General features: G+C 71.2%; 24 protein-coding genes. 15 read left to right on the forward strand and 9 right to left on the reverse strand.

All coding sequences use genetic code 11. From position 1 onward, the window contains the following. Window positions 1-195: 195 nt before the first annotated feature. Window positions 196-348, forward strand: coding sequence for a hypothetical protein (locus tag QC385_RS27350; protein WP_167533774.1), 153 nt, complete (start codon window positions 196-198; stop codon window positions 346-348). Between the two features lie 2 nt (window positions 349-350). Further along, entirely contained in the window at window positions 351-1604 is a 1254-nt protein-coding gene (locus QC385_RS27355; protein ID WP_279544028.1) for a PucR family transcriptional regulator, read from the forward strand. Between the two features lie 9 nt (window positions 1605-1613). On the opposite strand, the gene QC385_RS27360 is transcribed toward QC385_RS27355, so the two are convergent. The 3 genes from QC385_RS27360 to QC385_RS27370 are packed head-to-tail and all read right to left on the reverse strand — an operon-like array spanning window position 1614 to window position 3458. Continuing rightward, complete coding sequence (locus QC385_RS27360; protein WP_279544029.1) at window positions 1614-1919, reverse strand: hypothetical protein; 306 nt, start codon at window positions 1917-1919, stop codon at window positions 1614-1616. 19 nt (window positions 1920-1938) lie between these two features. Next, entirely contained in the window at window positions 1939-2226 is a 288-nt protein-coding gene (locus QC385_RS27365) for a hypothetical protein (protein ID WP_279544030.1), read from the reverse strand. Next, window positions 2208-3458, reverse strand: coding sequence for a M6 family metalloprotease domain-containing protein (locus tag QC385_RS27370; RefSeq protein ID WP_279544032.1), 1251 nt, complete (start codon window positions 3456-3458; stop codon window positions 2208-2210). Before QC385_RS27370 ends, QC385_RS27365 begins: the two co-directional genes overlap by 19 nt. 322 nt (window positions 3459-3780) lie before the next feature. Here QC385_RS27370 and QC385_RS27375 point away from each other — a divergent pair, with 322 nt between their 5' ends. The 3 genes from QC385_RS27375 to QC385_RS27385 all read left to right on the forward strand — a co-directional run bounded on the left by QC385_RS27375 (window position 3781) and on the right by QC385_RS27385 (window position 6563). Then, window positions 3781-4740, forward strand: a complete 960-nt coding sequence (locus QC385_RS27375) for a trypsin-like serine peptidase (RefSeq protein ID WP_279544033.1) — start codon at window positions 3781-3783, stop codon at window positions 4738-4740. Between the two features lie 201 nt (window positions 4741-4941). Continuing rightward, entirely contained in the window at window positions 4942-5715 is a 774-nt protein-coding gene (locus QC385_RS27380; protein WP_279544034.1) for an IclR family transcriptional regulator, read from the forward strand. Next, window positions 5712-6563, forward strand: coding sequence for an SMP-30/gluconolactonase/LRE family protein (locus QC385_RS27385; protein WP_279544035.1), 852 nt, complete (start codon window positions 5712-5714; stop codon window positions 6561-6563). The genes QC385_RS27380 and QC385_RS27385 overlap by 4 nt, the downstream gene beginning before the upstream one ends. A gap of 117 nt (window positions 6564-6680) precedes the next feature. On the opposite strand, the gene QC385_RS27390 is transcribed toward QC385_RS27385, so the two are convergent. From QC385_RS27390 to QC385_RS27400, 3 genes are all read right to left on the reverse strand, one after another. Next, window positions 6681-8081: an FAD-dependent oxidoreductase gene (locus QC385_RS27390; protein WP_279544036.1), complete on the reverse strand. Its 1401-nt coding sequence runs from the start codon at window positions 8079-8081 to the stop codon at window positions 6681-6683. 232 nt (window positions 8082-8313) lie between these two features. Next, window positions 8314-9543 (reverse strand): DUF6545 domain-containing protein, encoded by a 1230-nt coding sequence (locus QC385_RS27395; protein WP_279544037.1) that lies wholly within the window; start codon window positions 9541-9543, stop codon window positions 8314-8316. Then, on the reverse strand, window positions 9540-10148 hold the full coding sequence (locus QC385_RS27400) for a toxin-antitoxin system, toxin component family protein (protein WP_279544038.1): 609 nt from the start codon (window positions 10146-10148) through the stop codon (window positions 9540-9542). The genes QC385_RS27395 and QC385_RS27400 overlap by 4 nt, the downstream gene beginning before the upstream one ends. Window positions 10149-10385: 237 nt before the next feature. Between QC385_RS27400 and QC385_RS27405 the strand changes: the two genes are divergently transcribed. The 4 genes from QC385_RS27405 (at window position 10386) to arfA (ending at window position 15166) form a co-directional block, all read left to right on the forward strand. After that, window positions 10386-11744 (forward strand): extracellular solute-binding protein, encoded by a 1359-nt coding sequence (locus QC385_RS27405; protein WP_279544039.1) that lies wholly within the window; start codon window positions 10386-10388, stop codon window positions 11742-11744. Next, window positions 11744-12682, forward strand: coding sequence for a carbohydrate ABC transporter permease (locus tag QC385_RS27410; RefSeq protein WP_279544040.1), 939 nt, complete (start codon window positions 11744-11746; stop codon window positions 12680-12682). The genes QC385_RS27405 and QC385_RS27410 overlap by 1 nt, the downstream gene beginning before the upstream one ends. Then, window positions 12679-13533: a carbohydrate ABC transporter permease gene (locus tag QC385_RS27415; protein WP_279544041.1), complete on the forward strand. Its 855-nt coding sequence runs from the start codon at window positions 12679-12681 to the stop codon at window positions 13531-13533. Before QC385_RS27410 ends, QC385_RS27415 begins: the two co-directional genes overlap by 4 nt. Window positions 13534-13651: 118 nt before the next feature. Beyond that, complete coding sequence (arfA, locus tag QC385_RS27420) at window positions 13652-15166, forward strand: arabinosylfuranosidase ArfA (RefSeq protein ID WP_279544042.1); 1515 nt, start codon at window positions 13652-13654, stop codon at window positions 15164-15166. 16 nt (window positions 15167-15182) lie between these two features. Here the strand turns inward: arfA and QC385_RS27425 are convergent, their stop codons facing one another. Both QC385_RS27425 and QC385_RS27430 read right to left on the reverse strand, forming a co-directional pair. After that, window positions 15183-16289: a hypothetical protein gene (locus QC385_RS27425; RefSeq protein WP_279544043.1), complete on the reverse strand. Its 1107-nt coding sequence runs from the start codon at window positions 16287-16289 to the stop codon at window positions 15183-15185. A 90-nt stretch (window positions 16290-16379) separates the two neighbouring features. Continuing rightward, entirely contained in the window at window positions 16380-19361 is a 2982-nt protein-coding gene (locus QC385_RS27430) for a glycoside hydrolase family 35 protein (protein ID WP_279544044.1), read from the reverse strand. A 92-nt stretch (window positions 19362-19453) separates the two neighbouring features. Here QC385_RS27430 and QC385_RS27435 point away from each other — a divergent pair, with 92 nt between their 5' ends. After that, complete coding sequence (locus QC385_RS27435; protein WP_279544045.1) at window positions 19454-19912, forward strand: RrF2 family transcriptional regulator; 459 nt, start codon at window positions 19454-19456, stop codon at window positions 19910-19912. 368 nt (window positions 19913-20280) lie between these two features. Then, window positions 20281-20934: a DUF4360 domain-containing protein gene (locus tag QC385_RS27440; protein ID WP_279544046.1), complete on the forward strand. Its 654-nt coding sequence runs from the start codon at window positions 20281-20283 to the stop codon at window positions 20932-20934. A gap of 41 nt (window positions 20935-20975) precedes the next feature. Here the strand turns inward: QC385_RS27440 and QC385_RS27445 are convergent, their stop codons facing one another. Further along, window positions 20976-21707: an alpha/beta fold hydrolase gene (locus QC385_RS27445; RefSeq protein ID WP_279544047.1), complete on the reverse strand. Its 732-nt coding sequence runs from the start codon at window positions 21705-21707 to the stop codon at window positions 20976-20978. Window positions 21708-21812: 105 nt separating this feature from the next. Between QC385_RS27445 and QC385_RS27450 the strand changes: the two genes are divergently transcribed. The 4 genes from QC385_RS27450 to QC385_RS27465 all read left to right on the forward strand — a co-directional run bounded on the left by QC385_RS27450 (window position 21813) and on the right by QC385_RS27465 (window position 25696). Beyond that, on the forward strand, window positions 21813-22364 hold the full coding sequence (locus tag QC385_RS27450; protein WP_279544048.1) for a YciI family protein: 552 nt from the start codon (window positions 21813-21815) through the stop codon (window positions 22362-22364). A gap of 104 nt (window positions 22365-22468) precedes the next feature. Then, complete coding sequence (locus QC385_RS27455) at window positions 22469-23110, forward strand: maleylpyruvate isomerase N-terminal domain-containing protein (RefSeq protein WP_279544049.1); 642 nt, start codon at window positions 22469-22471, stop codon at window positions 23108-23110. 187 nt (window positions 23111-23297) lie between these two features. Next, window positions 23298-24278 carry an arabinan endo-1,5-alpha-L-arabinosidase gene (locus QC385_RS27460; RefSeq protein ID WP_279544050.1) on the forward strand — a complete coding sequence of 327 codons (981 nt, stop codon included), beginning with the start codon at window positions 23298-23300 and terminating at the stop codon, window positions 24276-24278. Beyond that, entirely contained in the window at window positions 24260-25696 is a 1437-nt protein-coding gene (locus tag QC385_RS27465; protein ID WP_279544052.1) for a family 43 glycosylhydrolase, read from the forward strand. Before QC385_RS27460 ends, QC385_RS27465 begins: the two co-directional genes overlap by 19 nt. Window positions 25697-25812: the final 116 nt, after the last annotated feature.

Consider the following 25812-nt stretch of genomic DNA (forward strand, 5'->3'; position numbering starts at 1 on the left):
GGACGGCTCGACGTACGAGAGGGCCGGCACGGCGGAGAAAACAGCGCGTGCGGCTGGGCCGGGAACCGTAGGCGGCTCTTGACGGGGTGTCAATGCTTGTCGAGACTGGGGCGCGACAGGCAGGGACGGGGTGCCGGGGTGGGGCAACCTCCGGACGATCTCCGGACGAATCCGGACAGAGAGGCTGACCCTGCGATGTCGAGACTGCTCGCTGCCGCGCTGACCGTCGCGCTCGCCGCCGCCCTTGCCGTGGGCGCCGCGCTGGGCGTCGTCGCGCTGCTCGAAGCCACACCCGACCAGCCGAACACCCCCCTGATCACCTACGAGCAGACCGGGCAGGGGAGTTGACGGTGACGGCCGCCCGCACCGGAACCGTCACCACGCGCTCCGCCTGGCACGACGTACCGCGCTTCCAGGTGCGCCGGTTCGCGGCGATCGCCATGGCCGAGGCACCCGCGCTCGCCGAGGAGATCCTCCGCGAGATCCAGCGCGAGTACCCGCATCTGCCCGTCGTCCTCGACGACTCCGGCGAGCCCATGGCCCTGGTCGGCATCCGCCGCGCCATCGAGGTCTTCGTGCAGCACCTGGAGCACTCGGAGGGCCGTCCCACCGTCCCGCCCGGTGTCTTCCAGGACTTCGGCCGCGGCGAGGGGCTCAACGGCCGCTCGCTCGACTCCCTCCAAGCCATCTACCGCATGGGCGTACGCCTGGCCTGGCGCCGCTTCGCCGACATCGGCCAGCGCGTGGAGATCCCGCCCCCGGCGATGTACGAACTCGTCGACGCGGGCTACGAGTACCTGGACGGCCTGGTCGACCAGTCCGTACGCGGCTACGCCGAGGCCGCGGCCCGCCAGGCCGGCGAACGCCTGCGCCTCCAGCGCCGCTTGATGGAACTCCTGCTGGCCGAGCACCACCGCGGCGACCCCACCGAGGCCTTCACCGAACGCGCCGCCCGGATCGGCTGGCCCCTGCCGGAGAAGGTCGCGGTCGGCGTCCTGCTGCGCCCCGCCCGGGAGGCCATGGCCCCCGCGGTCGGCCAGGGGGTGCTGCTCGACATGGAGTACGAGCAGCCCCGCATGGTCGTGCCCGAGCCGGACGCGGCAGGGCGCCCCGAACTGCTGCACCGGGCCCTGGCCGGCTGGTCCGGCGCGATCGGCCCGCCCGTCCCGCTCGCCGACGCGGCGAAGTCGCTGCGCTGGGCCGAGGCCGCGGTACGCCTCATGGAACGGGACCTGCTCCCCTCGGGCGAGGTCCTCTACTGCACCGAGCACACCGAGGCGCTGGTCCTCCTCCAGCCCGAGGAACTCATCGACGACCTGGCCCTCAGATGCCTGGCCCCCCTCACCCACTGCGGCCCCACCCACGGCCGCCGCCTCGCGGAGACCCTCCTGGCCTGGCTGGAGACCCGGGGCGGAGCACCGGAGGTCGCGACCCGCCTCGGCGTCCATCCCCAGACGGTCCGCTACCGCCTCCGCCAGATCCGCGAACTGTGGGGCGACGAGATCGACGACCCCGACCGGCGCTTCGAACTGGAGCTGGTGCTGCGGGCGCAGCGGTTGCGGGGGGAGCTGGGGGCGGTGCGGGGGCGGCGGGGCCGGACTTGAGTACGGGTTTCAGCGGGGCGGCTCCGTCACGAACATGCCCGGAGGCGGCTGCTTCTCCGCCATCGCCCGGCCGCCGGCGAGTCTCGCCCTGAGCCGGATGACCGTGCCCGGGGCCAGGCCCGCCACGAGCCGGCTCGGTGCGGCGAGTTCCAGCCGCTCACCGGCGTACCGGGACAGCAGGTCGGCGAAGCCGGCGACCGGCCGGGCATCGAGCACGTCGACGACCAGCCGGTCCCAGCCCGCCAGTTGCGCATGCGATTCCGAGGTGACCAGGCGGGCGGTCAGCGCGGTGAGGTTCTCGATCGCCTGCACCATGTGGTCACCTCCGCGCTTCCTAGGAGCGGCGATAGGTATGGAGCCTGCCGCCCGCGGCCGCCTCCACCGCCCCCGGCGCGCCGTCGAACTCCGGCCGGGAACCCGCCTCGGCGAACGCCTCCCGCCTTAGAGCCTCGCCGCTCACCGTCCGCTCCAGCGCCTCAAGCCGGGCCTGGAGGGCGTGGACCAGCTCGGGCAGACCGACGTCGGTGGCCGGCTCCGAGCGCGAGGCGCCGGCGTGGACCGGCATGTGGACGGGGCCCGGTACGGTGACATCGACGGTGGCCGTCATCGTGGGGCCGGACACGGAGATGTTGGTGACGGAGACACCGGTCGGGGCGCCCGCGTGCGAGTGCGAACTCGGAGCGGTGGCCGCACCGAACGAGGTGTTGCCGGTACTCCATTGTCCGGCTGGTGTTCGTCGATGTGCCAGATCAGCAGGCCGTCGCCGGGCAGTGAGGTGTCGTAGCCGGTGCGCTGGCGGTTCTCGAGCAGGAAGTACTCGCTGCCCGGCAGCCCGCCGGTCCACACCCGGTGCACCTGGTGGCTGTTCTTCACGTCCGGCAGTGACAGGCTCGTGGAGCCGGTGACGTTGGCCACCGTCGCCCAGCCCTGGTCGACCTTGCACCAGGCCGAGGGGTGCGTCGGCCGTTCGCCACCCATGCCCCACGAACCGCCCGCCATCAGGCACCAGTTGCCGATGCCCTCAGACGTGCCGTCGATGTCGTACAGGTCCGGGAAGCCGAACACCAGATGCCCCAACTCGTGGGCGCACACACCGATCTTCGCGTCCTCGGGAATGGTGAGGTAGGCGAAGATCCGCGCACCGTCCGCGTTGTAGGCACTGGGCAGGACCCACTTGTGCGACCAGATGTCCCCGGAGTCGCCGGTGACCTCACCGCCCCTTCCGGCGTGCACGACGATGAAGGCGTCGACGAAGCCGTTGCCGTCGTTGTCGTACGGCGCGTAGTTGATCTGCGGGTCGGCGGTGACCGCGGTGTCCCGGGCCATGAATTGCGCCCTGGGGTCGCCGGAGGGACGGCCGATGCCGAAGTTGCCGTTGGCGTACCAGGAGAGCTTCTTCGGCAGCCGCACGGGACCGACGACCTCGCCGACGATGTCGACCAGTCCGTGCGTCACCTCCCGGAAGTACTCCCGGACGCTGCCGTTCGGCATGTCGCCGAGCGAGAAGAACAGCTTCTCGAAGTGCTCCTGGCTGGCCGTCATCTCCTTGTCGGAGAAGTCGGCGAGGATGACGACCACGCGTATGGCCCCGGTGAGCGGGGCGCGTTCGGCCGCCGCGGCGGCGATGGATTCACGCGGTGTGCCGATGGGGTACTCGTCGGCCGGCTTGATCATGCCGTCGTCGAGTCCGGGGTAGCGCGGCCCGCCGCCCATGACGTAACGGCCGCCCAGCGACGAGGCGGACTCGACGCGTTGCTGCTCTTCCTGGAACCGCTCGCGCAGTTCGGGGCTGGGGGAGACGGCGCAGAAGTCGGACCAGACGGCGCCGATGCGGTGGGGGAGAAGATCGGACATGGTGGTGCCCCTCGAAGCGAGAAGGTGGGGTCTCCGCCAGTGACGCACGCGGCACAGACCGCCGCAACCGCAGCGGGGCGGGCCGCACCGGCCCCCGCGCGGACCCTCATCTCCCTCTCGTACGGCCCCGGATGTGCGTATGCGGGACGGGGCGATCCGAGGTTTGATGGAAAAAGAACGCCGGGCCGAAACCCGTGCGGAGTCCTCAACAGGACGGCACAACATTCAACTTCATCGGGTCGCCCCCGATGCCCGGCGCGGGCCGGCGCCGCCGACAGCCCCGCGCCCCTCTCAGCGGCACCCTCCCCCGTGGAGCACTCTCATGCCTGGCAACCAGGACTCGAACCGCCCTCCGCTCTCCGCCGCGGAAATCCGCACCTCTCAGCTGCACGTCCCCCAGCACAGCGCCCCCGACCCCAACGGCTACAAGCCCGTGGAGCTGCCCAGGAGCACGGTCGTTCCCGTCAAGACCCCGACGGCCGAGGACCAGCCGGCGGTCGAGCTGCAGCCGTCGATGCCGGACAACCAGCGCGAGATCCGGCTCGAACCGAACCGCTTCGAGATCGGGGAACCTCCCCGCCTGGTCTTCGCCGCACAGGAACTGGAGCCGCTCCTGGTCTTCAACCCCGACGGCCGGCGCGTCTACGACGACCGCTCCTTCCCCTGGGTGCTCGCCTGTCACGTCTTCTCCGGCTCGAAGGGCGGATCCGGGGCGCTGATCGGCCCGCGGCACGTGCTGACCGCCAGCCACTGCATCGACTGGCAGCAGCTCACCGTCTCCGTGAGCATGGTCCAGGGCTCCACCCAGCTCGCGACCGCCGGGGCGACCCACATCATGGCCTACGAGCACATCGTGGACGTGACGTACAGCAACGCCGACGACGACTACGCGGTCGTCGTGCTGGACAGCAGGCTGGGCGACGCCTTCGGGTCGCTCGGCTGCCGTACGTACGACGCCGGCTGGGACAACGAGACCGCGAACTGGTTCAACATCGCCTACGAGCCGCTCCTGCACGCCACGGCGGCGAACTTCCAGACCGGCTTCTTCCTCGACGAGGACGACTTCGACCTCGGCGGCGGCCGCATGCTGATCACGAAGACCGGTGACTTCCTCAAGGGCATGTCCGGCAGCCCCGTCTTCGGGTTCTGGCCCGAGGGCCCCTTCGTGGTCGGAGTCGCCAGTGCCGGCGCCAACGGCGGCGTCTTCGGCAACTACAACGCGATCGCCGGCGGCGGCAACCTGACCCGTCTCGTCAGCAAGGCCAGGGCCGACTTCCCCTGATCCACGGCCCGGCGCACCCGGCAGCCGGCGCCGGTCTTCCCCTGTCGGTACGCAGGGGAAACCGGTGCCGGTCTGCCTCTGCCCATTGCCCGGGCAAACCTCTATGGCTAGCCTGTGTTCGTCATGCCGATCGCCTGTTGATATCTCGAACGTTGATATCGCGAACACAGGCGCCTGAGACATATAGGGAGGGGGCCGGTCGTGGGACGCCTCGTACCAGCCGTGACCCGGGCTCTCGACATTCTCGAGCTCTTTCTCGACGGGGACGGGACGCTCTCCGCCCCCGACATCGTGCGCAAGCTCCAGCTGCCGCGCACGACCGTGCACGAGCTGGTGACCACGCTCGCCGCCCGGAAGTACATCGTCCCCATGCCCGGCCAGCCCGGACGCTACCGGCTCGGCGTACGCCCCTACCAGCTGGGCGCCCGCTATGCCGAGCAGCTCGACCTCGCCGCCGAGGGGCAGCAGGTCGCCCGGTCCGTCGCCGAGACCTGCGACGAGACGGTGCACGTGGCGATCCTGGAGGACACGGACGTCATCTACATCGCCAAGGTCGACTCCACGCACGCCGTGCGGATGGTGTCGGCGGCCGGGCGCAGGCTGCCCGCCCACTGCACCTCCGTCGGCAAGATGCTGCTGGCCTCCCTTCCCGAGCACGAGCTCGCCGCGCGGTTCCCCGACGGCGCCGAGCTGGTCGCGATGACCCCCAACAGCATCACCGACCCGGCCGCCCTGCGCGAGACCCTGGCCGAGATCCGTGAGCGGGGCATCGCGGTCGAGAACCGCGAGTCCAACCCGGACGTGAGCTGCGTGGCCGCACCGGTCCGCGACCGCGCCGGCCAGGTCGTCGCCGCCCTGTCGATCTCCGTGCCCATGATCCGCTGGAGCGAGGACCGCCGCGCCGAGCTGGAACAGCTCGCCGCGAAGGGCGCCGCCGAGCTGTCCGAGCACCTCGGTCACCGGAGCCCGGCATGACGACGACGCCGTACGAGGTCGCCGTACGGGCCCAGGCCGAGCTCGGCGAGGGGCCGACCTGGGACGCGGCGGCCGGCCGGCTCCTGTGGATCGACATCCTCGGCTGCCGGGTGCACACCTACGACCCGGTCACCGGGCGCCGCACGGTCCGCCGGACGGAACAGCACGTGGGCGCGGTCAAGCCGCGGGCCGGGGGCGGGCTGGTGCTCAACCTGCGCGACGGCATCGGACTCCTCGACGCCGACGACGGCTTCCGCTGGCTCCATCACGAGCCGGTCCCGGGCCGCCGCGCCAACGACGCCGCCGTCGCGCCCGACGGCGCGCTGTGGGCGGGCACGATGCGCTACGACGAGGCGCCGGGGGGCGGCACGCTGTCCCGCGTCACCGGCGAGGGCGCCGTGGAGGTCGTGCTCGACGACGTCGCCGTCAGCAACGGCACGGGGTGGAGCCCCGACGGGCGGCTCATGTACTACATCGACTCCCCGACCCGGCGGGTCGACGTCTTCGACTACGCGGACGGGCGGATCTCCGGGCGGCGGACCCTCGCCGGGATCGAGGAGGGTGCGGGTTTCCCGGACGGGCTGACCGTGGACGCCGAGGGGTGCGTGTGGGTCGCCCTGTGGCAGGGCTCGGCGGTGCGGCGGTACACACCCGGCGGTGAGCTGGACCGGGTGATCGAGCTGCCGGTGCCGCTGGTGACGGCCTGCGCGTTCGGCGGGCCCGATCTGACCGACCTGTACATCACCACGGCCCGTGCGGGGCTGGCCGAGCCGCCCGCGCTGGCGGGTTCGCTGTTCGTGGTGCCCGGGGCGGGCAAGGGCCTGGCACAGCCCGCGTTCGCCGGCTGACCAGGGGCGGGACGAGGGCGGCCGGGCCCCCGGACGTCCGCACGTGACTACACGGACGGGGACCGGAGCGGACCGGAGCGGACCGGAGCGGACCAGTCCGGACCTGACCGTCCTGCCTCAGCGTCCCGTGCGGTCCAGCCGCCGCAGGACCTCCCGCTCGTCCTCCGTCAGCGGCGCCCCCACCGCCGCCGGCAACGGCGGCCCGCTCAGCGTCGCCAGGACCGTCGAGGGCCGTAGCAACCGGGTCGGTCCCGTCGTCATGCTCATCACGTCCCAGACCGCCGACGCCGCCGTGTACGACCCGGTCGCCGTGCGGATCATGCGGCGGGTGTAGGCGGTGACCAGACGGTCGGCGACCCCGGGCGAGCCCCCACGCGTCCCGGGGTACCAGACGTCCTGGCTCACCGCCATCGCATACGCCGCCTCCACCGGCCTGGCCGCCCGCCGCTGCACACGCCGGGCGAGCCCGGGCTCGCCGAGGCCGGACCGCCGTAGCTCGCGGTCCAGCTCCCGGGCGCCCAGCGCGGCCACCGACATGCCTTGTCCGTAGGCCGGGTTGAACGTGGCCAGCGCGTCACCGAGGACGACGAGGCGGTCGGGCCAGCAGCGGACCTTCTCCAGGTACCGCCGGTGATTGCTGGTGCTGTGGCTGACATGCACCTCGGTGAGCGGTTCCGCGCCGGAGATCAGCCGGCCCACGATGGGGTCGGGCAGGTCCAGGGTGTACCGGTGGAACGCGTCCGGGTCGGACGGCGGTTCACCGCCGCCCCGCGTGCCGGCGAGGCTGACCATCCAGCGGTCGCCCTCGATCGGCAGCACCATGCCGCTGCGGCCGGGCCGTCCCTGATACGGGTCGGCCTGCACCATGGTCAGGGGGAAACGCCCGGCCCCCTCGGGGGTGCGGTAGAGACGGGTGGCGTTCACCAGGCCGGCGTCCACCGTCTTCTCGCGCACGTCGTCGACGCCCAGCCGGGCCAGCCAGGTCACGATCCGCGAGCCGCGTCCGCTCGCGTCCACCACGAAGTCGGCGGCGAGTTCCTCCTCACCGGCTGCGGTCGACAGGCGGACCCCGGTCACCCGCTGCCGCGACCCCGTCAGCTCCAGCACCCGCGCCCCGCGGATCACCACCCCGGTGTTGTCCAGCACAGCGCCGCGCACAGCCCAGTCGAGCAGGGCCCGGGTGCAGGTCAGCATCCGCGGTCCGGGGTGACGCCAGCGCCGGAACCAGCCCTCGGGCGTGAGGGCGACCATGCCCGAGCCGAGCGGAATCTCGTGAGCTCCGGCGGCGAGCAGGTGCTTGCGCATGCTCACGCCCGGCACCAGGTCCTCCATGGCGGCCAGGCCGCCGGCCATGAGGAGATGCGCGTGACGTCCCTGCGGCAGGCCCTTGCGGTGCTCCGGCCCCTCGGGCAGATCGTCGCGGTCGAGCACGACCACCTCGTCCGCGACGGCGGACAGGGCCGCCGCGGCCAGCATGCCGGCCAGACCCGCACCGATGACGACAGCTCTACGCGACATGCGACTCCCCGCACTCAGCCATGAAGGCTCCTTTGCCCTGAGGGCATTCCCCGTCGTCCGGCCACAGCCGCGCGGCGCACAACACCCGTCCGCCGGCACCGGTTTCGAGCCATGCAGGCCTCGCCCCGGACGGCTCTCACCGTACCTTCACGTTCCGTGCGCGGCCCCCGTGCGGGTCGCGTCCGTGCATTCCGTCGTGCCCGTGGCCGCCGGGGGCGACCCGGGGGCGCGGTCAGCCGGTGAGCGACTTGCCGTCCGTGTGGTCACGGGCCAGGGCGCGGACCGCCCGGAGGTCCTCCGTGCGGCGCAGGACCCGGGACACGGCGCCGATCTCGCGCAGCAGGTCCGTGGTGTCACGGGCACCGGTGCCGTCGTCCTCCCGTGTCCGGTTCCTGGCGTCGGCCGCGTCCAGGATCGCCGCGGTGGCGGCGAGCGCCTTCGCCAGGTCGGGCGGGTGGCCGAGCGCGAGGGCGGCGTCGTGGAACCGTTCGCGCCGGTCCTCGTCGATGTGCCGGGCGAGCGGCAGCAGCACGTCGCGGATGAACGTCTCCCGGCGGACCAGCCGCAGCTCCGGCGTCGCGCGCAGCAGGAACGGGACCCCTGTGCCGTTGACCGTCCTCATCAGCAGGTACAGCGGCCGCAGTTCGTGGTGGGCGAGCCGGACGTGCCAGCGGCCGTGCAGGTACTGCCCGGCGTGCGGGAGGATGAAGCCGACCGCGATGAGCACGGCGGACAGGCAGGCGAGCGGCGGGGCGACGGCCGTGCTCAGCCAGTCCACGTTCCGCCCCGACCAACGGGCCACCACGGCACTGATCTTGGCGGCGTCGAAGAGCAACTGCGCCGCGTAGCCCACGCCGAGGAACTTCAGCCCCCAGCGCAGCAGCGAGTCGAGCCCGTCGGTGCGGACCCAGTTCCAGATCAGCCCGTTGGTGACCAGCGCGGCCACGGTGTGCGCGAGCAGGTAGAGCACGATCACTTCGCGCATGTACGGGGTGTTGGCGTAGTACGTGTCGAGATCCCGCAGCCGCTCCACCGGCACGTCCGCGAGGGCGAACAGCACCCACATCGCGACGATCACACCCGAATAGACCGCCACGACCCCGCGCATCGCGCGCCGGGTGCGGTCCGAGCGGTCGGACAGGCCGTTGCGCCAGGAGATGATCAGCAGCAGGCAGAAGGCGCAGAACGCGGTGAGCAGCGAGTAGACCCAGGGCCCGGAGAAGTTCGCCACGCCGGTGAGCCGGTTGACCCGGGCGATCGTCGACGGCGCCACGAAGACGAACACCGCACAGGCGAGCAGCAGCAGCCCGCCGACCGCGCGCAGCATCGGGTCCTTCCAGAGCCGGATGATGCTCGGCAGCTTGATGGCCAGGGCGGCGGCCAGGACCCCCGCGGGGATCCACCAGAAGTTCGGGTAGAACTGGTTGACGAACTCGGCCGGGGTCAGCGCCACCGTCGTCACGGTGCCGCACCTCCTCGCGGCCGGTAGCCCAGCGACCGCTGAACGGGTTCGAGGGGCACGTCCGGGCCGCGCCCGCCCGGCAGCAGCGCCCGGCACCCCGCCGCCAGCCGATGGCCGAAGGCATCGGCATCGGCCTCGTCCCGTTCCCGGGAGCCGTTGCGGGCGGCCACGCCCAGCGCGACGTCCTCCCACCCCGGCCGGTCGGCGAACGCGTGGGCCGCCGCCGCACCCGCCCCGTGGTGATGCCCGTGTCCCGCGTGCAGATGCCACAACTCATGCCCGAGGATGACCAGTTGCTGTACCGCCTCGGCCCGCTCCTCGACGATGACCAGGTCGAAGTCCTGGAACTCCACCCACAGACCGGTCACTTCGATCTCGTCGGGGAACCGCTCGAAGCGCAGCTCGACGGGACGCCCGCCCCGCCGCGCGCTCATCTCCTCGCACAGCGCCCGGCACAACGACCGCACATCGGACGGGACTTGCTCCCGCGCCCGGACCGCGGCGGCGAGCCCGGCGGCCAGGCCGCGCATGGCGGACCCGCGCCGCGACCACCTGAGCGCGGCGATGACCCGGGCCGCCCTGATCCGCCCGCCCGCGATGCCCATCGCTCCCCCTTCTCACCGCCGGCCGACGGCTTGGCCGCGCCTCCGAGACTACGCGCCCGAAAGCTTTCGCGTCATGCGATCCGACGCCGGTAGTTCAGCGGAGAACGACCGTTTCTGCCCGAAAGTCGTGCCCCAAGTTCCGGACCGGCCATTGACGCGCAAGCGCTTCGAACTTACGGTCCCGTTCGAAGTCACGAGCACCTACCGATATATCGAACACGACAGCAAGGGCAGGGCATGGGACGACCTGACCTGAATCGCAGGCAGCTTCTCGGCGGGCTCGGAGGACTCTTCGTCGCGAGCAGTTTCGGCTTCGCCGCGCTCGGCACGGGCGCCGACGCACTCGCCGCCGACGCCGACACCCGCGTGCGCTACTGGAACCTCTTCAGCGGCGGCGACGGGTCCAACATGATCGCGATGCTGGACGCCTTCCGTGAGGCCAACCCGGACATCGCGGTGAAGGACTCCACCCTCCAGTGGGGCAGCCCCTTCTACACCAAGCTCGCCATGGCCGCCGCGGGCAACCGCGCACCCGACCTCGGCGTCATGCACCTGGGCCGGGTCACCGGCTTCTCACCCGGCCGCTTCCTGGACCCCTGGGACGTGGACCTGCTCGCCAAGTACGGCGTACGGGAAGCCGACTTCAACCCCGCGCTGTGGAAGCGCGCCGTCATCGACGGCAAGCTCTACGCCCTCCCGCTCGACATCCACGTCCAGCTCTGCTTCTACCGCAAGGACGTGCTGAAGAAGGCGGGGCTGCTCGGCGACGACGGCCGCATCGTGCCCGTCACCTCCGCCGACGAGTGGTTCGACGTGCTGAAGGAGGCGAAGAAGGCCACGAAGAAGGGGCTCCAGACCATCGGTCTGTGGGCCAACGACCAGAACTTCCAGTGGTGGTTCTTCGTCGCCTTCTACACCCAGCTCGGCGGCACCTGGTTCAACGCCGCCCATACCGACGTCACCTTCGACACCGGCAAGGCCACCCAGGTCCTTCAGTTCCTGCGCAGGCACATCGCCGACGGATACTCCGACCCGGGCTTCGCCGGCGCCGCCGGCGCCGAGCAGTTCCTCAACGGCTCCCCCTTCGTCTGGGAGGGCAACTGGTCGGTGCCGGTCTACTCCGGAGCCAAACTCGACTACGGAGCCACCCCGCTGCCGCCCGTCTTCGGCAAGCAGGCCACCCACGCCGAGTCGCACGCCTTCGTCCTGCCGCACCAGTCCGACCGCGGCGGCGCCACCAACGAGGCCGCCCACCGACTCGCCGCCTACGTCGTCCGGCACGCCCAGCAGTGGGCCGCCGGCGGCCACATCCCCGCGTACACGCCGACCCTCTCCACGGCCGCGTACAAGGAGCTGAACCCGCAGAGCGAGTACGTGTCGGCCATGGACCACCAGGCCACCGAGCCCAAGGTGTGGTTCGCGGGCTCCACCGGCATCCTCGCCCAGCGCGTCGGCCCGATCGTCGCCGCCTCGACGATGGGCTCGACCAAGCCGGAGACCGCCGCCCGCCGGATGAAGGGCGCGCTCACCCAACTCCTCGCCATGAAGAACCCCATGGACGGCCACACAGCCGCGGAAGGAGGTGCGGCCGCGTGATGGCGACCAGCGCCCAGACCATCGCCGCACCCGCCCGAGCCAGGACCGCCGCCGGCAGCGCCACCCTCCGCCGACGGCAGGGCTTCCAGCACGGCGGCTGGTTCGTGGCCCCGTTCCTCGTCCTGTTCACGCTCTTCGTGATCTGGCCGCTGCTGCGCGGCGTCTACCTCAGCTTCACGGACGCCAACATCTCGGGCGAAGGCGCGAGCTTCGTCGGCCTCGACAACTACCGCGAGGCCCTCGACGACCCGCTGGTGTGGGACTCCCTCGGCCACAGCGCGTACTTCACGCTCCTGGTCGTCCCCTGCATCACGGTCCTCGCCTTCCTCCTCGCGATGCTCGCCCACCACATCGAGCGCGGCAAGTGGCTGTGGCGGCTGTGCTTCTTCGCCCCGTTCCTGCTGCCGTCCACCGTCGCGGCCAACCTGTGGCAGTGGCTCTTCAACCCCGGCACAGGAATGATCAATCACGTCTTCGGCATCGAGACGCCCTGGCTGAACGACAAGTCGTACGCGATGCTCGCCATCGTCATCCAGACCCTGTGGTGGACGGTCGGCTTCAGCTTCCTGCTCTACCTGGCCGCGCTCCAGGGCATCCCCGGCCACCTGTACGAGGCCGCCAAACTGGATGGCGCGAACGCCTGGCACCGCATGGTCCACATCACCCTGCCGATGCTGCGCAACATCACCGGCCTCGTCGTCGCCCTTCAGATCCTCGCCTCGCTCCAGGTCTTCGACCAGGCCGTCGTGATGATGGACTTCCTCCCCGGGCCCGAGGGATCGACCCGCACCTTCGTGCAGTACACCCTCGAAGAGGGCTTCACCAGCTACCGCGTGGGCTACGCCTCCGCGATCTCCGTCATCTTCTTCGTGATCATCGCGGCCGTCGCCCTCGCCCGGATGTGGCTGCTGCGCACCCGTGAGGAGACCGCCCGATGACCACCGCCGTACCGGTGAAGCCCCGCAAGGCGTGGACCCCCAGCCAGATCGTGCTGACGCTGCTCGGTGCTGCCGTCTCGACCGTCTTCCTCGCCCCGTTCGCATGGGGTCTGTTCACGTCCCTCAAGTCGGAGACCGAGGCCGTCGAAGTCCCGCCGCACTGGCTCCCGCAGGACTGGACGGGCCAGGCCTGGAAGGCGCTCTTCGAGACCGGCAACATCACCAACTGGTTCGTCAACTCCGTGGTCGTCTCCGTCTGTGTCACGTCCGTGGTGCTGCTGGTGAGCGCACTGGCCGGATACGGCTTCGCCCGCACCGAGTTCCGCGGCAAGAAGCCCCTGATGGGCCTGGTCATGGCCGGCCTGATGATCTCGCCCGCCGTCCTCGGCGTGCCGCTGTTCACCACCGTTCAGCAGATGGGCATGGTCGACACCTACTGGGGCATGATCCTGCCGCAGTGCGCACCCGCCGCGATGGTCTACATCCTCTACAAGTTCTTCCAGGGCATCCCGCGCGAACTGGAGGAGGCCGCCTTCATCGACGGCGCGGGCCGCTGGCGCGTCTTCTTCACCATCGTCCTCCCGCTCTCCCGCCCCTCCCTCGCCGCGGTCGGCATCTTCACGTTCATCGCCTCGTGGAACAACTTCCTCTGGCCGTACATGGTGACCAACAACCCCGACCTGATGACCATGCCGAACGGCATCGCGACCGTCATGAACTCCTACGGCATCCAATGGGCCCAGCTCATGGCCGGCGGCCTGATGGCGGGCCTGCCCCTGATCATCGTCTTCGTCTTCTTCCAGAGGCAGATAGTGGCGGGCGTGGCCCATACGGGCTTGGCCGGGCAGTAAGCGCGCCCTTCAGGGGCGCGGGGCCGTGCTCAATCTGCGGCTCCGCCGCGTGGGCGCGACCAGCCCCCGCGCACCCGCAGCCGCCCACGAAACGAACCACCCACTCCGAAAGGCGAAAATGCACAAGGCCCGCTTCACCCTCGACCCCGCCTTCACGATCGGCGAAGTAAACCCCCGCCTCTTCGGCAGCTTCGTGGAACACCTCGGCCGCTGCGTCTACACCGGCATCTTCGAACCCGACCACCCCACAGCCGACGGTAAGGGCCTCCGCCAGGACGTCCTGAACCTCGTCCGCGAACTCGGCGTCACCGCCGTCCGCTACCCCGGCGGCAACTTCGTCTCCGGCTACAAGTGGGAGGACTCGGTCGGCCCGGCCGAAGAACGCCCCCGCCGCCTCGATCTCGCCTGGCACTCGACGGAGTCCAACCGCTTCGGCCTCTCCGAGTACATCGACTTCCTCCGCAAGATCGGCCCTCAGGCCGAACCCATGATGGCCGTCAACCTCGGCACCCGAGGCGTCGCGGAAGCCCTGGAACTCCAGGAGTACGCCAACCACACCGAGGGCACCGCCCTGTCCGACCTCCGTGCCGGCCACGGAGACAAGGACCCCTTCGGCATCAGGCTGTGGTGCCTCGGCAACGAGATGGACGGCCCCTGGCAGACCGGCCACAAGACCGCCGAGGAGTACGGCCGGGTCGCCGCCGAGACGGCCCGGGCCATGCGCCAGATGGACCCCGGCGTCGAACTCGTCGCCTGCGGTTCCTCCAGCCAGTCCATGCCGACGTTCGCCGAGTGGGAGGCGACCGTCCTTCAGGAGACGTACGACCTCGTCGACTACATCTCCCTGCACGCCTACTACTGGCCCGAGAACGGCGACATCGACTCCTTCCTGGCCTCCGCCGTCGACATGGAGTCCTTCATCGACAACGTCGTCGCGACCGCCGACCACGTGGGCGCGAAGCTCAAGTCGAAGAAGCGGATCAATCTCTCCTTCGACGAGTGGAACGTCTGGTACCTGCCCGAGTGGGAGGCCCGCGCGAAGACCTTCGAGCAGGACGACTGGCCCGAGGCCCCCCGCCTCCTGGAGGACAACTACAGCGTCACCGACGCCGTCGTCTTCGGCTCGCTCCTCATCGCCCTGCTCCGGCACGCCGACCGCGTCACGGTCGCCTGCCTCGCCCAGCTCGTCAACGTCATCGCGCCGATCATGACCGAGCCGGGCGGCCCGGCCTGGCGGCAGACGACGTTCTTCCCCTTCGCCCAGGCCGCCCGGTACGGCCGCGGCCAGGTCCTCGACGTCCGCGTGGACTCGCCGACGTACGAGACGAGGAAGTTCGGCGAGACGGACCTGCTGCACGCCACCGCCGTACGCGCCGAGGACGGCACGGTCACGGTCTTCGCGGTGAACCGCGGCCGCACCGAGCCGCTGCCGCTGGAGGTGGCGCTGAACGGCCTCGACCTGTCGTCGGTCGTCGAGCACAGCGCCCTCGCCGACGCCGACCCGGACGCCCGCAACACCCTCGACGACCCCGAGCGGGTCGCCCCGCACGCGGTCGACGGCACGGCCCTCCAGGACGGCACGCTGAGCGCCGTCCTGGAACCGCTGTCCTGGAACGTGATCCGGCTGGCGTGACGGCCGGTCCGACGCGTCAGCGTTCGATGCGCGGCTGGGCGGTCGGGGACGGCGGGGGCGAGGTGGTGCCGACCGCCCAGTAGCCGTCCGAGCCGGGCACCGTCGCAAGGGCGTTCATGACGACGGGGGTCGTGGCCACCGGCCCCCGCTCGCTCACCCACGCCGTGCCGTCCCAGCGCAGGTAGTGGGCCCGGGTCTGGTCCCAGAAGTCCCACCCGGAGATACGGTCGGGCCGCCCCTGGGCGTCGCCCACGATGCCGGTCAGCACTCCCACGCCGAACGGTGCCTTGAGGTACTCCCAGCCGGTGCCGTCCCCGTGCAGCAGCCGGACGGCGGGGGGTTTGCCGGGCGGGCCGCCGATGCCGTACTCGTAGCCGGTCATCCAGATGTCGTCGCGGGCGACCGGGAGCAGCCCGGTGAGGCCGGCACGGATCCCGCCGGGCGCCGGCAGCATGGTCCAGGCCGCCCCGTCCCAGCGGGCGACGAGCTCGCTGCCGTAGACCCAGACGTCGCCGCAGGGCGCGCGGTGGATGCCGTAGGGCGGGATGCTGGTCGTGGCCGGGGGTGCCTCCAGCCAGGTCCACTTGCCCCGGTGGCCGTGCAGCAGCACCGAGCCGTCGCTGTTCCGGCCGGAGACCCAGACGTGACCCCGGGGGCCGGTCGTGACGGCGGCGAGGGACGTGCCGGGCGCCCCGCGCCCGGGGAAGTCCGCCTCCCGCCACGCCGGTCCGTCCCCGGCGAGCAGCCGGGCGGTGCCGGAGGTGTCGGTGCCGACGGCCCAGGCGCGGCCGTCGGACGCGGCGGCGACGGAGCCGAGATAGCCGCTGAAGCCGGGGTCGGTGCGCTGCCAGGCCGTGCCGTCCCACACGAGCGCCAGCGCCGTTCCCCGGGCGCTGCCGCTGCGGCCCTCCTCGCCCACGGCCCAGGCGAGGTCCGGGCCCGCGGCCGCCACATCGAGCAACTGCGCGGCCGGGCCGGCCTCCGGGGCGGCGACGGCCTGCCACTCGCGGGCCTCACCCAGGAGACCGGGAGCCGCCCAGGCCGCCCCGCCCCGCATCGAGGCGAGCCCGAGCCCGGCCCCGACCACTCCGCCTAACCCACCGATGAAACGCCGTCTTCGCACGAGGGTTCCCCTCCCTGTCGGCAGCCCTGAAAGGCCAAACGGTGGCCCAGCCTGCCGGAGAAGGCAATGCACGGGGACGGCTCGATCCGGTCACACCGGTGTGACCGGCACCCCTCCGGCGGCGGCCCCCAGCAGCGTCAGCCGCACCTGCCCCGGCCCCGCCGGTGTGGTCCCGTCCGACAGCACCGCCAGCGCCAGTGTGTTGGCACCACGTGTGCGCAGGACCCCGTTCGGCAGCACGAACGTGTGCTGCGGCCCTACGTCGTTGATGTACTGGCCCATGTTCCAGCCGTTGAGGAAGATCTGGACGCGGTAGGCCCGCTCCGGGTCGTCGTCGTCGAGGACGAGCCCGACGGAGGCGTCGACGCCCGGGTCGACGTCCAGCCGGAAGTCCGTCCGGTACCAGGTGACGCCCTGCCGCCGGTCGGCACGCGGCAGTCCGGCGTCCTTCCAGTCCCCGTCGTCGTACTCCGGCAGATGCCAGCCCTCGCGCTCCCCGTACAGCCCGCCGTTGTTCATCGGCCCGCGCACCGGGTCGGAGGCGGCGGCGCCCTGGATCCGCCAGGTCACCTCGGGGGAGGCGCCCTCGAAGGTGACGGCGGTCAGCCCGCGCGCGGCCTTGTGCGTGTCGAGCGCCTTGCCGTCCATGTCGTGCTGCATCCGCCGGACGAGCACGGACAGGACGTGCCGGTCGCCGCTCCCGCCGCGGTCCTCACGGAACCGCTTCCGCAGCTCCTCGGGCAGGGCGAAGGCGGCCTTCGCGGTCCACGTCCCCTGCCGTGCCCGGTCCTTGTCCGGCACCGGCATTCGGTGCGTGCCCAGCGGCACACCGTCCAGCCAGGCCATCAGCAGACCCTGCGTGCCCGTGCTGTAGTCGAGGGAGACCGACTCGATGCCGCCCTCCCCGGTCCATTCGCCCCGGTACCAGACGTCGCCGTAGTGGAAGCCGTAGTCGTCGGCGAACAGCACGGGCTGCCCGTCCGGCACGGGCGTCGTGCTGAACGACGTCTTCTTGTCGGCCGCCGTCCAGCCGGAGTCGTCGAAGCCGGGCTCGGCCTCCGGGTTCTCGGTCCTCCGCCGCCAGCCGTCTAGGGCGGGCAGCACCGGCCGGGCCACGCCGGGCAGCGGCCGCAGCGCGAGCAGACTGCCGGAGGCGCTGATCCGGGTGGGCACCGGACGTCCGTTCCACGTGACATGGGTGATCCCGCGCGGCCCCCACACCTCCAGGCCGGTCTGCGCGGTGGTGTCGCCGGTGAGGTGGACGGTGGAGCCGCGCAGCTCGGCCGACCGCAGCAGGGCCGGGCCGTAGACCAGGAGCGGACCGGACGGCGTCTCGTACGGCCACAGCCGCAGGGCCGTCGCGTCGTCGGCGAACAGCAGCAGCATCGTCGTGTCCACGCCGTCGCCCTCGACCCGCACCCGGCTCAGCCCGCCGGCGCCGAGCGGAGCGGTGACGTTGAGCTTGCCGAGGTTCCAGGACCACGCGGGCTCCGCGTCCAGCCGCATCGGCGTCGGCTCGTCCGCGCAGTCCAGGACGACCTGCGCCAGATCGCCCCGCCGGCCCGCGAACACCGCGATCTCCTGGCGCCCGGCGGTCAGGCTCAGCATGGGCTGCACGGTGGCGTGCACCAGCGTCCGCTTCCCGAGCTTCAGCCCGGCGGCGATCAGCTTGGCGTCCCGAGCCGGGACCGTCACCGGCACGTCGATCCCGGCGTCCGGCAGCGTCGAGGTGACCGCCTCGCCGGAGTCGTTGCGCAGGACGTAGAAGTGGGCGCCGGTGTCGGGGTTGGCCAGGTGGTAGACCTTGATCCGCTCGTCGGTGGCGCGCACCGCCTTCGCCCGGTTCAGCCTGGCGAGGTCCGGCACGTACCGCAGCAACTGCCCGATCTGGTGCATGGGGGCGAGCTTCGGGGTGGCGTTGCGGGCCTCGTCGAAGGCCGCGCCGTAGTCGTACGACGTGTAGACGGCCGGCGCGGGCAGCCAGCCCCAGGAGGTGCCGCCGTACGTCATGTAGACGTTGTGCAGCGTGATGCCGTTGGCGAGGTTGGTGAGGTAGAAGCGCCGCTCGTACGCCGCGTCCCGGGTCCGGCGCGACTCCGCGTACCCCTTGCCGTCGAACCAGGACCCGCCCCACGGGTCGAACCAGCCCCCGCCGAACTCGGGCACGAACCCGGGCGTGCGCGGACTGGCCGTGGCCCCGCCCTTCGCCCCGCCGGTCCCGAAGTGACCCCAGTCGGGCGGCACCTCGTCCGGCTCCGGGTATCCGTCGAACCCGTACAGCCAGCGCCCCTTCTCCCCGCCCGTGCCGAACGACCCCGGCGCCCAAGCGCCGTTGCGCCCCTTGTCGTTGTGGAACAGCGGCACGTCGATGCCGTCGGCGCGGACCTTCTCGTACAGGTACGACATGTAGGCGCGCCCGGCCGGCTCGTCGACGTGGGCGTCGTACTCGTTCTCGATCTGGTACAGCAGGACCGTGCCCGTGCCCCGGGTGAACAGGCGCTTGGCGACGATGGCGTTGACGGCGGACAGCCACTCGTCGACGTACCGCAGATACGTCGGGTCGGAGGTCCGGGCCGTGCCCTCGGTCGCGGTCAGCCAGCCGGGGAAGCCGCCGGCGTCGACCTCCGCGTTGATGTACGGGCCGGGCCGCAGGATCACGTACAGACCGGTCTCGGCGGCCATCCGCAGGAACAGGTCCAGGTCGCGCACACCGGTGAAGTCGTACCGGCCGGGGGCGGGGGAGTGGTAGTTCCAGGCGACGTACACGCTGACCGCGTTGTAGCCGTGGGCACGCATCTTCTCCAGCACGTCCCGCCACAGGGACGGGCTCGGCAGCCGGAAGGGGTGCATCTCGCCCGACCAGAGCACCAGGCGGCGGCCGTCGACCAGCAGCGAGTACCGGTCGAAGCCGACCTCGTGCCGCCGGCCGTCCGCGCCCGGCACCGGTGGCGGCGGGCCCGTGGGTACGCTCCGTGCCGTGTTGGCGGAGGTCGGCGACCCGCTGCCGGTCAGCGCGAAGCCGAGCGCGGCCGTGCCGGCGAGAGCGTGGAAGGTACGCCTGCTGAGCTCCAAGGGAGCGCCTCCTGTTGTGCTGCCGTGCCGTACGTGGTGCTTACGTGGTGCTGGTGCGTCATTGTCCACAGGCCGACCGCGACAATGGCCGTATGAGGATCTCGGCACGTGCGGACTACGCGGTACGAGCGGTCGTGGAGCTGGCCGTCCGGCAGGGCGAGGGGCCGGTGAAGGCGGAGGCCGTCGCCACCGCGCAGGACATCCCCCACAAGTTCCTGGAGGGGATCCTCGGCGATCTGCGGCGCGGCGGTGTCGTCGGCAGCCGGCGCGGCGGGGGCGGCGGCTACCGGCTGGCCCGGGAGGCCGCGGAGATCACGGTCGCGGACGTGATCCGGGCCGTGGACGGCCCGATCGTCTCGGTACGCGGCGAACGCCCGACCGGCCTCGCCTACACCGGTACCGCCGAGCCGCTGCTGCCGCTGTGGATCGCCCTGCGGGCCAATGTGCGCAGGATCCTGGAGGGCGTGACGATCGCCGACCTCGCGGCCGGCGCGCTGCCCGAGCCGGTGGAGCGGCTGGCGGCGGAACCGGCGGCCTGGGAGAACCCGTGACGGGCCGCGGCTCGGGAGGACCCGTGACGGGCCGCGTCCACGGGGGAGCCGGTGGGTGATCCTCATCGCGTCCTCGGGGTGTCCTGGTCTGACGCACTGAATAACGCACCTTATGCGCCCGCCGGTACCGCTGGTGCGGACGGGCCCCGTGCGGACGGGCCGCGCACCCCTTCCCCTGGTGTGATCCCGCCACTGTGAATGGCCGGAGACCGCCCTGGCCGACCCCTCCCGCCCTGCGTACGATGCGACCGCTCCCGGCCTTCACAGCTCCTCCATGGAATGGTCACAGGCCGGGTGCGCATGCGCTGTCGTCTTGACATGCCCATGTCCACTCCACGCTCCACCCCCCACGAACGGATGGGAGAACCATGGCCGGTGGCCTGCTTCTGAGCGGCGCGATCGCCGCGCTCCTCACCAGCGCACTCCCCGCACAATCCCCGTCCTCCGGGTTCGTCGACCCGCCCCCGGACAAGATCGTCATCAAGGTCGCCACGGTGAACGGCTCCGGCTGTCCGCAGGGCACGGCGGCGGTCGCCGTCTCCGAGGACAACACGGCCTTCACGGTGACCTACAGCGACTACCTCGCTCAGGCCGGCGGAGGCTCCGACCCGACCGCGTTCCGCAAGAACTGCCAGCTCAGCCTGATCGTCCACGTGCCTCAGGGCTTCACGTACGCCATCGCCAGCGCCGACTACCGGGGCTTCGCCTCACTCCAGCGCGGAGCGAGCGCCACCCAGCGGGCCTCGTACTACTTCCAGGGCTCCCCGAGCACGGCGCACCGGAGCCACCCCTTCAGCGGCCCGTACAACGACAACTGGCAGGCCACCGACGAAACGGACTGGGCCCAGCTCGTCTACGCGCCCTGCGGTGTCCAGCGCAACTTCAACATCAACACCGAGATCCGGGTCAACGCCGGTACACAGTCGGCCGACAAGGTCAGCTTCATGACGATGGACTCGACGGACGGGGACATCAGCACGGTGTACCACATGGCGTGGAAGGAGTGCCCGGGGAAGTCCTGACGGGATGAGGGGCGGCCCACCGGGCCGGTGGGCCGCCCCGTTCACGTGCTGGTGCCCAGCTGTCGGGCGAACCGGCGAACCGCGTCGCTGAAGGCGTCCGGATCGTCGAAGTTCGCCAGATGCCCGGCTCTCGGGACCAGCTCGACGCGGGCGCGCGGATGCGCCCGGGCGAACTCCGCCTCGCCGGACCGGAAGACGCTGTCCTTCTCGCCGTTCAGAATGAGCACCGGAGCCGCCACATGACGCATCGCACCCGCGTCGAAACGCCCCAGCACCTCGCCCCAGGCGGCGGGCAGGGCGTGAAAGGCGTAACCGGACCGGATCGTGGCCTCGACCACCTCGGCCGGATACGTCCTGCGCAGCAACCAGTCGTTCCACTCGGCCAGCCGGTCCGCGGGCAGCCGCGGCACGAGCCCGGCGACCCACCGGTACGGCGCCGCCCACGCCCCACGAGTCGAGGCGCTGGCCCCAGCGAGCACCAGCCCGCGCAACCGCTCCGGGCGAACCCGCGCGAACTCCAGCGAGGCGTAACCGCCGAGCGAGTGCCCCACGACCAGGGCCGGCCCGCACCCGAGCGACTCCACGGCGTCGGCGATGACCTCCACGGCCGCCTTCAGGCTCCAGGCCTCGGCGGAACGGGACCCGTGCCCCGGCAGATCGACCGCGGCCACGGGGAACTCGTCCCGCAGCGCGGCCAGTTGGGGACTCCACTGCCCCGAGCTGAACCGCGTCCCGTGCACGAAGACGACGGGCGTCCCGTCAACTGCCGTCATGATCCCCCCGAATCGAACCGGCGCTGCTGCCGGACCGACTTTACGCCGACACCCAAGCCAGAAACCGCTTGAGCTGCTGCCGGACCTTGGGAAGGGTCCTTGTGCATGGAGTTCTTCTGCTGCCACCGCGATCGTCCCGGCTCACTGCCGCTGCGCAGCGAGCTGCTGGAGCGGCACTGGTCCTACATGGACCAGTACGCGGCCGAGATGATCGCCCGCGGCCCGACCTTCGCCGATGACGGCGAAACGCCCACCGGCAGCGTCCACATCCTCGACCTGCCCGACCCCGCCGGCGCCCGTGCCTTCGCCTTCGACGAGCCCAACTACCAGGCGGGCGTGTACCGGGGCGTCCTGCTGCGCCGCTGGCACAACCTCCTGGGCCGCACCATGGGGGACTTCCCAGGCGGCCCGACGACCGGCAACCGCTACCTCGTTCTCGGACTGGGCCCGGCCCCGGCGACGCCCGACCTCGACACGCCACCCGACTCGAACGACCTGATCGCCTACGGCCCCCTGCTGTCCGACGACGGCTCCGCCTGGCTGGGCACGGCAGCGCTGGTCCGGGCCCCGGACGGGGAGACGGCGCGCGGTGTCCTGACGCGGGGGCGGTATGCCGGGGTCGAGGTGCATGCGTGGGAGTTCGGGGGGCGGCGGTGACGAGCGGGACCAGCTTACGGAGCGACAGTCCACATGTTGATCTTTCTGTTCACCATGCGGACAGCCCTGTCCGCTGTGATCTTCGCGCGGCCAAGATGTCCGGCATGACTACGGAGATACGGCAGGCGTACCTACTGGCCGCCGAACGGGGTGTGCAGCTGCTGGCGACGGAAGAGGTGGCGCGCTGCTGGGAAGGCGAGTCCGTGCTGCCGGGGATGTCGGTGGGCGGACTGGCCGGTCACCTCGCGCGCAGCGTTCTGCAGGTCGAGTGGTTCCTCGACGGTGAGGTGGTCGGCGCGGCACCGGTGTCCCCGGTGCGCTACTACGCCAGGCTCGTCGGCACGTCCGTGCCCGACTCCGCGCTCAACGTCGGCGTGCGGGCGCGGAGCGAGGAGACGGCCGCAGCCGGTCCCGCCGTCGTGGCTGAGCAGGCGCAGGCTGCGTGGCGGCGGCTGGCGCGGCGGCTGGACGAGGAGCCGGCCGATCGGCGGGTGGCCGTCCTCCACCGGCCAGGAGAGGAAATGCTGCTCGACGGCTATCTCCAGACCCGTTGTGTCGAACTGGCGGTTCATCTCGATGACCTGGCCTTGAGTGTGGGTGTTCGTTGCCAGGCGCCTGAAGCCGCACTCGCCATCGCGGTGGACGTGCTCGTCGCGGCCGCCCGCGACCGGCACGGCGATCAGGCGGTGCTGCACGCGCTGGCCAGGCGCGAACGTGATGCCGTCCAGGCCTTGCGCGTCCTGTAGGCGGCCACGCCCGTCCGGTGAGGTGCGGGTCGGGCGGCGGGGCGGTGCGAGTGCTGATGCTGCGCAGACCATTGACGCGCAAGTGGTTCGATTCTAGGTTCCGTTCGAACTTGCGAGCGCTGTTCGATATGCCGGTCATCTCGAAGGCATCGGTCGGCACTGACACCCCCACCGCAAGGAGGACCGTATGAGCCGCTCCATCCTGCGCAAGAGAACCGCCCTGCTCGCCCTTCCCACCGCCGTACTGCTCGCCCTGATGCCGAGCGCGGCGTCGGCGTACCCCAACCCCGGCCGGGTCACCGGGGACATCGTCACGCACGACCCGTCGATGATCCGCACCTCGTCCGGTGAGTACCTGCTCTACGCCACCGGCGGCGGCATCGCCAGCAAGACGTCCGGTGACCGTACGGCCTTCCGGAACGGCGGCGACGCCTTCTCCAGCAGGCCCGGCTGGTGGCGGAACTACTCCTCCGTGCCGGAGGCCTGGGCGCCGGACATCTCGTACCACGGCGGCAAGTACCTGATGTACTACTCCGTCTCGAAGTTCGGCTCGAACACCTCCGCCATCGGCCTCGCGACCTCCAGCACCGGCCGGCCGGGCAGCTGGACCGACCAGGGCACGGTCTACACGTCGAACTCCTCCAGCGACTTCAACGCCATCGACCCGAACCTCTTCGTGAACGACGACGGCAAGTGGTGGCTGTCCTTCGGAAGTTGGTGGACGGGAATCAAGATGATCCAGATCAACCCCTCCACCGGGAAGCAGCTCTCCTCCAACACCACCCGGTACTCGCTCGCCTCCCGCCCCACCGGGACCAAGGCCGTCGAAGCGCCCTTCATCGTCAAACGGAACGGGTACTACTACCTCTTCGCCTCGTACGACACCTGCTGCAACGGCACCAGCTCGACGTACAAGGTCAAGGTCGGCCGCGCGTCCAGTGTCACGGGGCCGTACCGCGACAAGAACGGCGTCGACCTGCGGAACAACGGCGGTACGCCCGTCCTGGAGTCGCACGGCAGCGTCATCGGCCCGGGCGGCCAGTCGATCATGAACGACGCCGACGGCGATCTGATCGTCTACCACTACTACGACGGCAACGACAACGGCACGCCCAAGCTCGGCGTGAACCTCCTGAACTGGAGCAGCGGATGGCCCGTCGCCTACTGACCCTGCTGGCCGCACTGCTGCTCGCCCTCAGCATCGGCCAGCCCACCGCGAGCGCCGCCTCGTTCGCCAACCCGGTCAAGTCCGTCAAGGGCGCCGATCCCTGGATCTCGTACCACGACGGCAACTACTACCTGGTGACGACGAGTTGGACCGACGTCATCACCATCCGCAAGTCCGCCACCCTCGCCGGGCTCGCCACCGCGCCCAGCGTGCAGGTGTGGAAGGGCGACGCCGCCTCGCGGTGCTGCAACATCTGGGCACCGGAGCTGCACTTCGTGGGCGGCCGCTGGTACCTGTACTACGTCGCCGGGCAGAACGTGTCCGACTACAACCCCACGCAGCGCAGCCATGTGCTGGAGAGCGCCGGGTCCGATCCCATGGGCCCCTACACCTACAAGGGCCAGCTCAACTCCGCCTGGATGCTGGACCCGAGCCTGATGAACGTGGGCGGCCGGCTGTACATGCTGGGCAGTGCGATCACGGGCGGGACGCAGAACCTCGTCATCGCGCCGATGTCCAACCCGTACACCGTCAGCGGCTCCTACTCGACGATCTCGACGCCGACGCACGCCTGGGAACGGCAGGGCGGCACCGTCAACGAGGGCGCGGAGGTGCTGCAACGCGGCGGCCGGACCTTCCTGATCTACTCGGCGAGCGGCTGCTGGACGCCCGACTACAAACTCGGGCAACTGGAACTCACCGGCTCCAACCCGCTGTCCGCCTCCTCCTGGACGAAGAAGTCCACGCCCGTCTTCCAGCGCAGTGACGCGAACGGGGTGTACGGGCCCGGCCACAACGGCTTCTTCACCTCACCGGACGGCCGCGAGAACTGGATCGTCTACCACGCCAACGACTCCGCCTCCGAGGGCTGCGACAACGGCCGTACGGCCCGGGCCCAGAAGTTCACCTGGAACTCCGACGGCACCCCGAACCTCGGCACGCCCGTCCGGCTCGGGGCGAGCATGCCCGGCCCGTCCGGCGAACCGGCGTCCGCCGCCACGACCTACACCGTCTCCAACCGCAACAGCGGCAAGTGCCTGGACGTCGCGGGCAGTTCGTCGGCCGACGGCGCCAACGTCGTGCAGTACACCTGCAACGGCGGAACCAACCAGCGCTGGCGCCTGGAGGACCTGGGCGACGACACCCACCGGCTCGTGAACGTCGCCACCGGCAAAGCCCTCGACACCGCCGACTGCTCGACCGCCGACGGCGCCGACCTGCGCCAGTGGTCCTGGCTGAACAACACCTGCCAGCGATTCCGGTTCATAGCCACCGACAGCGGCTACGTCCGGATCACCAACCAGGCCACCGGCAAGGTGGCCGACGTGGCCGACTGCTCGACGGCGGACAGCGCAGACGTACGCCAGTGGTCGTGGCTCAGCAACGCCTGCCAACAGTGGAGGCTGAACCCGGCTTAGTACGACGTCCCCAGGGGCGCGGGGCCGTGTTTGATCTGCGGCTCCGCCGCGTGGGCGCGACAAGCCACAACGGACCCGCACCCGCCGCGCCCGGACACCACCTACGGCGAGAAGGC

The sequence above is a fragment of the Streptomyces sp. DH10 genome (assembly GCF_029813805.1).
GTDB classification, from domain to species: Bacteria; Actinomycetota; Actinomycetes; order Streptomycetales; family Streptomycetaceae; genus Streptomyces; species Streptomyces coeruleofuscus.